Annotated in this window: 12 protein-coding genes and 3 pseudogenes; 3 read left to right on the forward strand and 12 right to left on the reverse strand. The window is 44.1% G+C overall.

Going from position 1 to position 13444, the window contains the following annotated elements:
* Positions 1–247: 247 nt before the first annotated feature.
* Positions 248–580 (reverse strand): zinc ribbon domain-containing protein, encoded by a 333-nt coding sequence (locus tag V7L20_RS21985; protein WP_334746132.1) that lies wholly within the window; start codon positions 578–580, stop codon positions 248–250.
* A gap of 174 nt (positions 581–754) precedes the next feature.
* On the opposite strand from V7L20_RS21985, the pseudogene V7L20_RS21990 reads away from it, so the two are divergent.
* Positions 755–1987, forward strand: a pseudogene (locus V7L20_RS21990) (ISAzo13 family transposase).
* A 156-nt stretch (positions 1988–2143) separates the two neighbouring features.
* Here the strand turns inward: V7L20_RS21990 and V7L20_RS21995 are convergent.
* The 11 genes and pseudogenes from V7L20_RS21995 to V7L20_RS22045 all read right to left on the reverse strand — a co-directional run.
* Positions 2144–3349 (reverse strand): annotated as a pseudogene (locus V7L20_RS21995) (transposase); the annotation flags it as partial.
* A gap of 104 nt (positions 3350–3453) precedes the next feature.
* Entirely contained in the window at positions 3454–4017 is a 564-nt protein-coding gene (locus V7L20_RS22000) for a nitroreductase family protein (RefSeq protein ID WP_334746143.1), read from the reverse strand.
* 123 nt (positions 4018–4140) lie between these two features.
* Positions 4141–4497 (reverse strand): hypothetical protein, encoded by a 357-nt coding sequence (locus V7L20_RS22005; RefSeq protein WP_334746133.1) that lies wholly within the window; start codon positions 4495–4497, stop codon positions 4141–4143.
* A gap of 33 nt (positions 4498–4530) precedes the next feature.
* Positions 4531–4773: a hypothetical protein gene (locus tag V7L20_RS22010; protein ID WP_334746134.1), complete on the reverse strand. Its 243-nt coding sequence runs from the start codon at positions 4771–4773 to the stop codon at positions 4531–4533.
* Positions 4774–4790: 17 nt separating this feature from the next.
* Complete coding sequence (locus tag V7L20_RS22015; protein WP_334746135.1) at positions 4791–5156, reverse strand: catalase; 366 nt, start codon at positions 5154–5156, stop codon at positions 4791–4793.
* Between the two features lie 122 nt (positions 5157–5278).
* The gene (locus V7L20_RS22020) at positions 5279–5926 is read right to left on the reverse strand and encodes an amidohydrolase family protein (RefSeq protein ID WP_334746136.1); all 648 of its coding nucleotides are present in this window, start codon (positions 5924–5926) and stop codon (positions 5279–5281) included.
* Positions 5895–6317, reverse strand: coding sequence for an amidohydrolase family protein (locus tag V7L20_RS22025; RefSeq protein WP_334746137.1), 423 nt, complete (start codon positions 6315–6317; stop codon positions 5895–5897). The genes V7L20_RS22020 and V7L20_RS22025 overlap by 32 nt, the downstream gene beginning before the upstream one ends.
* Positions 6318–6357: 40 nt before the next feature.
* A complete protein-coding gene (locus V7L20_RS22030; protein ID WP_334746138.1) occupies positions 6358–6822 on the reverse strand; it encodes a nuclear transport factor 2 family protein in 465 nt (154 codons plus the stop codon).
* A gap of 158 nt (positions 6823–6980) precedes the next feature.
* On the reverse strand, positions 6981–8501 hold the full coding sequence (locus V7L20_RS22035; RefSeq protein WP_334746139.1) for an aldehyde dehydrogenase family protein: 1521 nt from the start codon (positions 8499–8501) through the stop codon (positions 6981–6983).
* Between the two features lie 78 nt (positions 8502–8579).
* Entirely contained in the window at positions 8580–9908 is a 1329-nt protein-coding gene (locus V7L20_RS22040) for a hypothetical protein (RefSeq protein ID WP_334746140.1), read from the reverse strand.
* Between the two features lie 254 nt (positions 9909–10162).
* Positions 10163–10651 carry a nuclear transport factor 2 family protein gene (locus V7L20_RS22045; RefSeq protein WP_334746141.1) on the reverse strand — a complete coding sequence of 163 codons (489 nt, stop codon included), beginning with the start codon at positions 10649–10651 and terminating at the stop codon, positions 10163–10165.
* A gap of 636 nt (positions 10652–11287) precedes the next feature.
* Between V7L20_RS22045 and V7L20_RS22050 the strand changes: the two genes are divergently transcribed.
* Together V7L20_RS22050 and V7L20_RS22055 are read left to right on the forward strand one after the other, a co-directional pair.
* A complete protein-coding gene (locus V7L20_RS22050) occupies positions 11288–12178 on the forward strand; it encodes a LysR family transcriptional regulator (protein WP_334746142.1) in 891 nt (296 codons plus the stop codon).
* Between the two features lie 416 nt (positions 12179–12594).
* Positions 12595–13353 (forward strand): annotated as a pseudogene (locus V7L20_RS22055) (ISLre2 family transposase); the annotation flags it as partial.
* Positions 13354–13444 lie beyond the last annotated feature (91 nt).

The following is a 13444-nucleotide window of genomic DNA, read 5'->3' on the forward strand; positions in this document are numbered from 1 at the left end:
GCGGATACGAGTTGATGCACACTTTGGACATTGCATAGCGATGTCTACGACGGGCTACGCCTACGCTCAAATTTATACTTCAATTATGCAACGCCGAAAAATCTGCTGCCAACTGCGACGCAAATTATATCGATTTGGGGTAGAACTGGCAAAGCTGTCATGAAGTGCAAACTAAACGGTTTAGTTTAGAAAGGCAATAAAATTTGATTTAAGTAACTCTAGTTACAAGTAATAAATCATACTAATATTAACGGGAACGGCTTTGAGATTCAGAATCCTTAGATGCCTTATATGGAAAGCCACAGTAAGGACAAAAGCGAAATTCTAATGATGTAATTGGTTCATTACACTGAACGCAACTATTACGTAAGCCAGTTCCGCACAGAAAACAAAACTGCGATCGCGGCAATAACCATATTTCTTCAACACCTGTGCCTGGAGTCCAACAGTGGGGGCAAAATTTGATCACATCTGATGGGATTATTGACACACCTCGGACAACGGCATCAAGGTACTCAAATGGAATCTGCAATGCGATGGCTAACCCACGCTGACTTTTGCTATTGAGCTTAGTAGTCATCCCTCATTCAATCTTACCCAAACTTTGGGGAGTTGCAGAAAATAAACTATTCCATTAACAATAATGATAATCATTTTAAAGGGGGATGAAGGGGCTGCCGTCGGCAGCCCCTTCATCCCCCTTTTGTAGTAATTTGAATAATGACTGAGTTTTTGAGTGTGGCAACTGGTGACTATAATATTAACTGATTCTCTTAAAAAGTTGTTGATTGAAACTGCATCTCATTTTAATTGGTGCAGCAAAGCGTAAATTTATGGCTTCGACAGTTCAGGGCTTAGGTTTAGGAGGGCAAAGGCTTGCATCATCAGAATTAGGATGGAATCGAGACACAATTCGGAATGTTCAAGAGAATTAAAAAGCGGTATTAATTGCGTTGATAACATGAGTGGCAAAGGACGTTATAAAGCAGAAGTTCACCTGCCAAATCTTTTATCAGACATAAAAAATTTAGTTGATTTCCATAGTCAAACTGATCCGAGTTTTAAAAGTCAAAGACTATATACCAGACTTAGTGCAGCCGAAGTCAGAAAGCAATTAATCGAAAAGTATGGTTATAGTGATGAAAATTTACATACATTCCTATTCAATTCGAGTCAAATTAAATAATTTAGGTTACAAGCTCAGAAGGGTAAAGAAAGTTCAACCTCAAAAAAATCCCACAAACCGATGCAATCTTTGAGCTATTAGACATAGTAAATAAAGATGCAGATGAAGATAAGAGTGTTTTACGTCTAAGCATGGATGGAAAAGCACGTGTAAAGATTGGCTCATTTGACAGAGGAGGTAAAAGCCGCGATGGGGCAAAAGCTGATGACTATGATAATAATCCGAAAACAACTGTAACTCCCTATGGAATATTTCTTCCAGAGCTTGACGAGTTATTTTTATACTTTACAGAATCGAAAGTTACAAGTGATTTTATCGTTGATATCTTATCAGATTTTTGGTCTAGTGAAAAGCATCGTTTTTCTCAAATTAAAACACTACTTCTCAATCAAGATAATGGGCCGCAGAATAGTTCACGGCGTACCCAATTTATGAAACGTATAGTAGAGTTTGCTCACAAACATCAACTAAATATACGTTTAGCTTATTATCCTCTCTATCATAGTAAATATAATCCAATTAGATTGGACATGGGCAGTACTAGAAAATCATTGGAATGGCAGTATTTTAGATGAACTAGAAACGGCTTTAAATTTTGCTAACACTATGAAATGGAAAGGGAAACATCCAGCCGTTAAGCTAGTACACGAAACTTATGAAAATGGTGTAAAGCTTACAAAAAAAGCTATGGCTAAAATTGAAAAACAGATTGAGCGGCTAACCAATTCTACTCATGAAGTTTTTCCAAATTTAGGTAATTGGTTTATTAATATTTGTTATAGTAAAACAAAAGTTATTTGATTTTAATAACAGGATTTATTTAGTTGACAAAAAGGCTAACGAGCTAACGGGCTAAGTGGTATTTGCCCACAGATCAGTCAAATCTCGAATGCTTTCGGCGATCGCACAAGTTATTGTTGAACAATCCTGTCTCTTGTTTTTTTTGGAATGATTTATTCTTTGAAAGTCCCTAAGATCAATAATGCCGGAACCTGGATTGAGTTGACGGAAATCAGCGAGAAGATGCTGGGATAAATTGACCAGAAAAAAGCTCCCTTAGCAGCATTAGTCACAGCAGTTTGGCTCAGGTTCATAAAATCTTCCAATCCCCAAAACTGTTTAGCATCACGAAAGTTAAACTCGATTTGGAAACGGAGCTTGTAGTAGTCGATAATTTTTTCAAATGACAGAGTTAGGTCGCTAGAAAAAAGAATTACATGGCTACGAGTATTAGTTTTAAGATTGGTTTTAACCAAAATAACTATATTCAGTGCTTTGGCAAACTCTTTATGAAGGAGAATGGATTGATAAATATCAGTTTTGATATCCTCCTCAATAGTACTTTTACACAAATATTCATCAGATATATTATGATAGTCAAGCTTTTCACCGTATTTACGACGGGAGCGATTATTGGGGTCCGGGTTTTGATAAGGTATGTATAGTACAGAATCGTAGCGAAGCTTGGAAATTATCTGCAAGTTTACTTGCTGAACCATCTGTAGGGCATTGTTATTACCAAAGTGACCATCCAATACTAAGTAAGTAAGAGGAATTAAGCTGTCTAATAACTTGAATAGTCAATTAATCATTTTCTGAATTACTACGAATTCAGATGTGAAAATTACATGTATTTTCTTCTTGTTCTTACTCCCTTTTGGTCGTCCACGTTTACGTTTATCTTTGGGTTTCAGTTCTGCTAGTAGTGACGGGCTATTTTTGTCTACATTGCTCTTGCTCGCCTGTTCTATTTAAATTGGAAATGAGTGTCTTTATCCAACGCTCACTAATGATAATACAAAGAAAGATAGTCCTGATATCGGTTTACTGGCTAGACTAGAAAAGAACCTATCTAATCCATAAGTCTGTTTACCTGATTTGCTGACTACAACTTCATCTCCTGCCAGCAAATATACTTAATTCTTCCGCCACAGATGTTTACGAAAAAACAGCCAAAATAACGTCGCCCAAGGTATTACTGTCCCAAAGAATCTCAACATTGTTCAATAACTACCATCAATCCCTGCCCAACGAGACATTCCCAACATAGTGACTCGCCCGTTCATTGCTAACATTGCCAGGATTATTTGGTTCATTCGGCGCATCGTCGTAGCGTTTATCTGCGGTAGCAAGCATCTTCCACAGTGATAGGATGTCCAACATGGGCGAATTGTAGCTTTTGAGTTGTCGTTTGGGAAGACAACAACTTTACTACAGAGCGCCCTCTCTCTTCATACTCTTTTTTTGGCGAAGGTATTGATATATGATTACTTATATGGTTGTCCCCACTTACCTGTAAAGGTGAACGTTTCTAATGATCTACGGGTTCGTGGGGCAAGTTCTGCATCGCGCAATTTTTCAGATAACGTTTGCGGATCGCCTAAGTAACCCAACGCGATCGCAGCGACCGGCTCGTACCCTTCAGGAATACTGAACATCTCGCGGGTTTTTTCTCTGTCAAACCCTGCCATCTGATGAGCAAAGAGTCTGAGCGCAGTTGCTTGCAGCGCTAAATTAGATGCCGCTGCCCCAACATCGTGAAATGCATGTCGGTTATCTTTACCATTGCGCTCGAAGTGCAGCTTTGCGACTGAGATCATTAGGACTGAAGCATGTTTTGCCCAGGCTTGGTTTGCTTCAACAAGACAACTCAGTAGACGGTCAAATTCAGGTAGGTTCTGCTTGGTCGCAACGATGAAACACCAAGGTTGCTCGTTGAAAGACGAGGGTGCCCAGCGTGCAGCTTCTAAAATACTGTTCAACATCTCTGTCTCAATGAGCTGATCTGAAAAGGCTCGCGGACTCCAGCGCGATTGCAATAACTCATGAATTGGATATTAGGTTTTGGCAAGACCTTTCATGTCAAATGATCTCTAGTTATAAGTTTGATTAGTTGTAGTATCGAGACTCAAAATGTTGCAGCCTCTACCAACAAAGAACTCACAGATAAGAAATTATTGAGGATCGTCTAACATAGAACTGTGTGGTTGTGGCTCTTCGACTCGACGGTGCATACTACACCGTCGCGCTTTTGCAATCTCCTGATAGACTTTTTTTCGAGCTAAGTTGACACTTCCCAGGGGTATATGCTCAGGAAGCCTATGCCAGGGCATGAACGACAGTCCCTCATCTAGCCGCTTTTGCTCCTCGAAGTCAAACTTCTGAGCGGGAATTTTCAGAGTTGCCAGTTTGATAAAAGGTGAGTCTTGCTCTTTCCACTCTTGCATGGGATCTTCGATCAGAGTTTTTTCATCATCAACGTAGAGTTGCACCAACAAATCAAAGACGGCATCGTTGCTATCTTCCGACAAATATTGAACGGCTGCCTCACGTAGGTAGTTTTCTCAAGTGGGAGTTGAACCGGACGTATCTTGCTGATGAGGTTTTACAGAAAACTTGATCGTATGAGTGCCAAGTTGATAGGGTGTTATGCTCCAGTATTGAATGAGCAGTGGATTAGTAACTTGTTTGCTCATAATCACTTTAAGAATTTTGAATGTAGGTTCTAGCGATCGCAATTCTTCTTCGGTTGCTTGACCGATGCCTGCTTTCATCAGGGTGGCAAATCCTTGAGCATCTCGCACCATAAAAACCGAATGATTTACTAGCAGAAAGTCTTGGGTTTGTGCTCGATATCTAGTACTTTTTCACCCTGCACCTGCAAGAGTTTGATCGCCATCCCACGCGCATCTGGTTCAAGGTCTGAGGAGAGCTTGCCGTGCTTCTGTACGGGAGCAGCACTAGAGAATTGTACCCAAACTGGATAAGTCTTGGACTGAGCAAAGACACCAACCTCCAGCAATTGAGGAATGTTGTTCTCAACGCTAAATTCCCCCCAAACTAAACCGTGGCTCTTAGCATGGTCGTTTCGTAGGTCTGGTCCATTCTGGGCTTGACGGTTAAGATCAATGTCTAAGATAGTCTCGGTTGCTGCCGAAGCAGCAGCATTAGGCGAATTCGATTGATCCATGACTGATTCTGCTAAATTTTGCGATTTTGATCGAGACCGAGGTTCTGAAGATTGTCGTGAATGGCGGCAATCAGTAGTTTGTTAGGCTGTTCCTTAACTTGCGCCGTGCTCCTGCAATTTGGTCAGGAACCGAAACCAGCCGCCGACTGTTCGGGAAGTGGACTCAGGTTTAGAGAGAAAAGCTTGTTCGCGTTTTCACGACCGATTTTCAGCTTTGTGGCGTTCTCAAGCCGCATATCGTCGAACCAGCGCCCTCCCATGTCCATCTGCTCGTAAGGGTAATCCACGGAGAAGAGCACTCGGTTCTCACCCATCTGCTCAATGGCTTCCAAAAACGGTTTAGTGTGGAAGTGACCGCTCGTGGTAATCCAAAAGTTATTGCCAAAATAGTAGCTCGCGCGTCGTTTTGCCTTAGCACCTTTCTCACCTTCGCGCTGCTCGTCAAGGCGATGCTGCATACGTGGCAGCATGAAGGGGAGACCTTCTCCTAGATGACCCAGGATCACCTGCAAATTGGGGTACTCGTCGAAGATCCCGCTCAACATCAGGCGAATGGCGTGGCTGGCAGTCTCGTAGGCGAAAGCCCAAGCGGAGCCAACCAATTCTGGGTAGCCCTTGAGCACACGGGTCTGACTAGGCAGCGGTTCGCGCGGATGTAGATACACTGGGACATTGAGCTTGGAGACGCGCTCCCAAAACACCCGTATCGGCTCCTCATCCAGGTATTGAACGTGTTCGTCAGGACTGATCTTCGAGTAACCGTTGATCAAAGCGTCCTTGAGTCCGAGTTCGCTCGCTCACAGCCCGCTCCAGTTCGTCTGCTGCACCCTTGGGGTCCTGCATGGCCACCGCTGTGAAGGAGGCAAACCGCCCAGGGTATTTCTGAATGTAAGAGTACGCGTAGTCGTTCGCAGACCGCGCTAGCTCAGTGGCTTGCTTCGGATCGATAACCCCCTGCACGCCGGGCGAGGTGAGCGACATGATGCAAAGCTCGATGCCGGAGCGATCCATCTCGGCGATGCAGAGTTCAGGATCGAGCAAGCGACGCTCGATGTCTTGAGCGTAGGCGCGACCATTTCGACCCTCCTCACCCTTGGCATCCCAGTGCTTGTTGTTCAACTCTCTAGAGAAGTGTTCTTCGAGTGCGATCTTGCCTTCCATGTTTTTCTCCTTGGTAAGTGGTTGTTGGTTATTGGTGCAGTTAAACCTCAACCTCCCCACCTGCGGGGTTGCTCTGGAACTTCCAGGTACCGCCTGAGCGGAAGGTCGAACCTGTGCCAAAAGTATCCTCCATGTACTGCATATAGGTAATCAAGCCGTTCTTGACTTTCGCAAAGAAGACAAAGGGAGAGGTAAACTTTTTATCGAGTTTCACCGAGTGGGTGGTGAAGGTGCCGAAGAGCGCTACGTTCTCGCCTTCGCCAAAGGCATCTTGAACCTCTAAGTCTTCGATCCTCCAAAAGGTATTAAGCTCCTGGAAAACTTTGAGGACACTAGCCGGACCCTCTTTATGCGTGCCTGCCCAAGGCATAAGCTTTTTTAGATCGGGATTATTGTAGGTAAGTGATACGTAGATGGCATCGGGGGAGACAAGTCGATTGACGACCTCAGGCTTGGTGGCACCTTTGAGGAGTTCCTGCACGATTTTAACGTTGGTATTTGACATGGGTGTGTTCGTTTTCAGTTACAGTTGGTTTCTAGTAGTGAGAGTTCTACAGCGGGTCAGTGCCCTCTGGGTACATCAAGGTGTCAATGTTCTCTACCGCCATCAGATCGTTCATGTAAGTAGTAACGTCCGCGGAGATGAGCCGATTTCAAGCTCGACTATTGAGCAGAAACTCTAATACTGGGGATAGTGCCTGAGTTGAAGGCGATGTGTTTGTACTCTAGGAATTCATCCATCGCTGTCAGACCATTTAGCCTGCCGTTACCGCTGCTCTTGAATCCGCCTTCTTCAAACTCGTCCCAAACGATCGCCCAATCATTGATCCAAATAGTACCCGCGTCTATCTCGCGAGCGACGCGCAGTGGACGGTTAACATCGCGAGTCCAAATACTCGCAGCTAAACCATACTCGCTGTCATTTGCCAGCTGCACCGCTTCTGCCTCAGTATCAAAAATCTGCATGGTGAGGACTGGACCAAAGACCTCTTCCTGGACAATTGTCATTTTCGGATCGTTTACTTCCAGCAGAGTCGGACGGTAAAATGCACCGCTAGTCAATGGACCTTCCGTAATTGGACCACCGCGCACCAACACCTTTGCACCCGCCACGATTGCTTCCTCCACCATTTTGTTAACACGGGCGACATTCGGCTTATCCATCAGAGGTCTCATGTCGCTAGACGGATCAGATGCAGGTCCAGTTTTGACGTTCTCTAATCTTTGAGCAATCATCGAGCGAAATCGATCAGCAACACCACGGTGCACCAACAGGCGAGAACCCGTCATGCAGAATTGACCTGCAAAAGTCGTGAGTGCCTTCTCAACTTTGGGTGCAGCCGCTTCAAGATCAGCATCATCAAAGATGATCATCGGGGTTTTACCACCGAGTTCAGTTTGAAATAGCTTGAGTGTCGCTGCCCCTGTTGCGGAAATTGCTTTCCCGGTCTTTGTGCTTCCCGTAAAGCTAATCACTCGAACATCCTCTGACTCTATCAGAAAAGACGATCCGCCTCTGCCTTTGCTTTCACTAAAGACATTAATAACGCCTTTTGGTAAATCGGCAGCTTCAGCAAGGGTTTTACTAAACAGATAGTTGATCTGTGCTGTATTACCCGGCAATTTGATAACAGTCGTAACACCAGCAGCAAGAGCAGGTGCCAGAGATCGCACAGTTAGGACAAGCGGCGAGTTAAACGGTGCGACGATGCCAACAACTCCGATCGCAGATCGAGTCACGACCGAAAGGTGTCCGGGTTGGACTTCCATCGCCCGTCCATAATTCGTCAGCACAACCGATGCCCAGTATCGAAATTTGCTGGGAATCATATCAATTTCAAATGCTGCTTCGTCATGGACTTTGCCATTCTCAAGCGAGAGAATAGCGATCAGTTCATCTCTGCGGGCTTCAAAGCGATTGGCAATTTGATTCAGCACTCGCGCACGAAGTGCCCGATTTTCCTTCCAGTCCAATTCTCGGAACGCCCGTACCGCAGCATTAATTCCCTGAACTGCCTCGTCACGCCCACCATCCGCATAAGTTCCAATAACTTTGCCTGTAGCTGGATCAATGCTATCAGTATGCTTTTCCGAATCAATCCACTCACCATCAATCCAGTTTAGTGCGGGTGTTCCTAGTTCAATGTTTGGTACTGAGGATTTCTTATCTGTCGTTACTGCCATAGTAGCCGCTCCTTTTCTTCATAACTAAGTTTTTACTCAACGTTAAACCCTTACTTATCTGCTGGGTAATCATGATTTCTACTCTGTTGAGGATCCATCGACATACTGTTGACCACCGATCATGATGAATTTAACCGTGCTGGCTGGAGCAGCGAAATCCAATGCGGTAACTTCCTCTCTTTGAGCCTCGACTTGACCCAGCACAATGATCTCCTTTCCACTTGTGCCTGGTTTTAGACTCAGGGCGTGAGCGTCAAGTTGTACAACCACGCCACGCACCAAACTATTACCTCTACCACCTTTTGTGATCACGTCCCCCAGCACGAGGATATTCCCAAATGGTTTACTGGTCTGTATCCCAATCGAGCCATTGCCATGAGTGGTAATGCTTTTGAATTCTGCATAAGCCAAGGTTCCGTCGTATAGATTGAACCCCCGTGCCCCTTCGCCATAGGTAACTAAGTCGCCCTGGATAATCAGAGTCTGCAACTCTCCAAAATTCACGAATCCGATTCCACTGGTTCCATGAGATACGACAGACTGCCGAGCTAGCCAAAGACGGACATTGCCCCAGTTATCCAGCACCATGTCATTCGTCCCGTAGGTTGTCACAGAACCGTTGTTGACCACTTGCTGAGCCTTCACACCTGAGCCAACGAATATCCCACCTGTGATGAGATTACCAACACCAGCCGGGATGCTGCCATTCGTATGGATTTCACCCGTGGTTAACAATTTAAGGTCGATTGTGCCACCAGGAGAGCTAGGTGCTGGTCTACCTTGAGGGTCGGCGTTTGCAAGAACCGTCATGCCGCCGAAAATAAAGATGCCACTGCCCTTCAATGGCATCTCTTGAGTTCCCCCTGACAGGTTTTCGGCGCTCAGTGTCCAGTGACTTTTAGGATCGGTACAGCGGTTGTAGATGGTCAAGGCACCAGGAGCGACCTCTACGCCGTATCCAGATGGACGATGCGGGTCTGAGGTACTGTCACTGTCATACAGTTGAATGTCGTTGAGGATAAGGTCAGCCGTCATCACGGTGCTGGATTCCAGGTGCAGCCGACCGTGGATGACGAGATGCTGCAACCTGAGTTGCCCCAGTGTTGTCATCGCCGGTTCTAGACTAAGCGCCAAGCGGCTCGAATCAGTTCGCAGGGTTAGGTTCTGAAGTGTGTGATTTGCCGTGAGCAATATTCCGTCTGAATCTGGTTTGAAGACTAATTCTGCGTCAGGAGTTGTACCTACTAAACTTGAGCCTTCAAGCAGTGTAAATTTCTCCAAGTCATGAAGGCGACCAGCCACTTCGATGACAACATGTGTATGCTGAACTGCCTCAGTCAGAGAAGCCGCATCCCGAACGACCGTATGGGTATTAGATGTACTATATGCCATAAAAGACTCAATCAACAGTTAGATTTATTTCAGCCGCAACACAACCATTGACCCAGTGTTGAACCTTCTCAATTAGAGTGAGAACAATTGATGCGCGTTTCCATGAGCGATTTTATGTTGATCGCCTTCTACAATGGGCAGAACTCCATGAAGTTTGTCGCTTCTATCACTTTGTCTAGAAAGTGGTGGAGCGGTATTGTTTAGAAGCGTGGATCAAATAGCCTAAGTAGGTGGAGCTTTGCGAAACCCGACCTACAAAAGTCTGACTGTCAGGACGCTTTGAAAGTAGTGTCCGCCGCGTCGAGGAAGGGCTGGAACAAGTCTATTGGCCAGTTGGGATCGCTCTTGGAGGTGCGCTCCAGACACTTCCAGACGCCATCACGACGTTCAAAGATGTCGTCGTAGGTGCCAGTCGAAACGGTTCCGACGTGTTCAGCCTTCCAGGACACGAACCATCGCCAGTGCGCTTCGGCTCTATCACCCGAGCCAGAAATTTCAAACGCGCCCATAGAATGGAACCACTTGTCCATCGGGAAGACGCTGTGTGCGTAGTCGAACATCTGCTTCATGCCCTCAAAACCCTCGAAGGTTGAAGTACGTAGATCGTAGACGTTGAATTTAGCCTCCGGCCAGTAAAGGCGGTTGTAGAGATCAACCTGCTCGCGTCCCCAACCCTTGTCGATGCAGCGCTGATGCAGGTTGAGCTGCTCGAATATGGTAAAGCGGTCGATCGCCGTGAGATCGTTGTTCTGAGACATTAAAGTTTCCCTTGACTTTTTTTTGAATTCAAAATTCAAAATGCAAAATTAGTAAGAAAATGAATTTTGAGTTAAGTAATTCCGAGTATAGTAGATCACTGGTTCTAAGAACAGTGGTCTACAATCAGTTGTGGGTTCAAGCCTCCACTCTCTTACAAAGTTCTGAGCGGAGGCTTCCTCCGATCAGACTTTGCGCTGATTGCAATTTTGAATTGATAATTTTGAATTTTGAATTGATTTGACATTGAAATTTTTGTGGGCAGCTGCTAACAAGTTGTTAGTGTTCCAAATTTGTTATCAAGACTCCTAAAACGTTTAATGCGTAAATTATTCAGGGAAAAGCAATAAATTTAGAACACCTCCTTTGTTGCTTCATTCATAGCTACTTCCTTGCCTAGAACACCGATTCAGTAATCAGATTTATCATGAAAAAACCAAGTCTTGTTAGGTTTAAACAAGAAAAGTTTAATTGGAAAAGACTTAAAAACAAGGCTTTTCAATCTTATGTTTTATTAATGAATCGGTGTTCTAGCTAGTTGATAATGCCATCTTCCTCAAATTACATTCATTTCTCATCGTTATACAAGTATCATTTTGTTGATGCTATGTTTCTTCTTAGGAAACTTTAGAACCACAATGGACACATTAATGAGTATGAAAGTGTTGTGTCGGGTAGTGGAATTAGGAAGTTTTGTGGCAGCCGCTGAGCAGCTCAACTTATCCACAGCCATGACTAGCAAGCATGTGATGCACTTGGAGCGAAACCTTGGCACGCGCTTGTTGAATCGAAGCAGCCGACACCTAAGCCTAACCGAGGCAGGAACGCTTTATTACGAGCAATGCCGGGAAATGCTGGATAACTTAGAAATGGTAGAGGCAGCGGTAAGACGATCAACCGTCGTCGTGCGTGGTGTACTCAAGATCACTGCCCCAGTTTGGTTCGCCAACCCGTTATTCACCAAAGCTCTGGCGGAGTATCGCTCTCGTTATCCAGACGTTGTGCTAGATATGAGTTTGAATGATCGGATAGTGGATTTAGTAGAAGAAGGGTTTGATCTTGCTTTACGTGTCGTGCACGGTAGTGAGCCTCGTTCTTCACTGCTCACCCGACGCATCTGCCCCATTCCGTTCCTGTTGGTCGGCTCATCTGACTATTTGCAAAAAAATGGACGCCCAAAAACCCCCAAGGAACTATCGAAGCATGTAGCCATCAGCTATCACTACTCACAGTTTGCCGATGAGATATTCTTTGAAGGTCCCAACGGGAGGGAGACAATTAAACTAACAGTCTCGATCCGCTCCAACAACACTATTATGGAGTATCAGGCGACCTTAGCCAGCATGGGGTTAGCGGTTTTGCCAGAGTGGTTGATTGCAGATGATCTTGCCAATCAACGGTTAGAGGTACTGGAGCTGGACTACACCTTGCCAACCACATTCCTCTATGCCATCTATACGAATCAGCGCTATCTATCGCCTAAGATAACGACTTTTGTAGATTTTCTGGTTGACTATTTTTCTGGTTGACTATTTTTCTGGTTGTGTCACAAAGTGGTAAAGGGGAGCAACGCGATTTTGTGAGGTGCTAAAACCTGGGACGTATATGGCTTGTTTCAGGATGCGATCGCAACTAAAAATTAAGATTTATTGAGAATAAAGAGGTCTAATTGAGAATTAAACTCTGATCTCACTTTTTTGCGTTGCTCCCATTACAACTGGGAGCAACGTGATTTGGTGAGGTCGGGCAAAAAGGTGCGATCACTAAAAACTAATTTTTAAGTATTTAAAATATATATTACTTTTAATACCGTATTAATACTGGCTTAAGTTTGCTGACAATTTTAGGATATGAATCTTACTTTTTTTTAGGACAAAAAACGGTAGGATTCCCGAATAATAAAAGTTTTAATATCTGACATCAAAACCGGTAATGCCTACACTGAATGGAAAATAACATATATTCTACCTTCGATTTGAGCAAATCATTGTCGGACTTTCAAGAAAAAATTACGAAACTTTTAGAATTAACGAACATATCAGAATTTGATGGACAAATTTTAAAGTTACGTGAGGACAAGATTACGGAATCAGCATTAATTTTAGCCGGAGAATGTATTGCTTTATTGCTTCATAATCTGTCTAAATCTCAAGATTTTTTAGAGAAATCAATGCAGCAGACACAGGGATGGTGGCATAAGACAACGCAAAAGCATGGTTATAAAAAGCGACAAATATTAACAGTTGGTAATGTGTAAGTAACTTTAAAACTGCCGTATGTAGTTGAACGTCTTGAGCAACCAAATAAAAATAAAAAATCTTTGTGCGAAGGATTTTGCCCATTCTTAAAATATTTAGGAATGGCTGAGGGCTTAACCCCGGTTGTTTTATCAACGGTTGCCCAATACGGTGCAATCGCTGGCTCCTTTGAAGCTGCACGTAGAACCCTAATTGATTGTGGAATAAATATTAGCTTAAAACGAATAGAACGACTAACATATTATTTTGGTCAACTGGGAATAGATTGACGAAATAATAAGTTAAATGATTTAAAATCTGGTAACTTATCTAACTTAAATACTCTTCAAGACCAACGTGTTGTAATCGCTGTGGATGGTGGGCGTACACGTATTCGCATACCTAAAAAAGGGAGACGTAGGGTTAAAACTAATCGTAGAGGCTTTACAGGAGAATGGATTGAGCCTAATCCCTCTTTTGTTACTTTGGGGAGAGTATAATCAGGAAGGAAACCGGAAATAGTAATTAGTAGGGATGGTTACGCCACGCAGAGAAGCA

The sequence above is a fragment of the Nostoc sp. genome, assembly GCF_036916735.1.
Taxonomy (GTDB): Bacteria; Cyanobacteriota; Cyanobacteriia; order Cyanobacteriales; family Nostocaceae; genus Nostoc.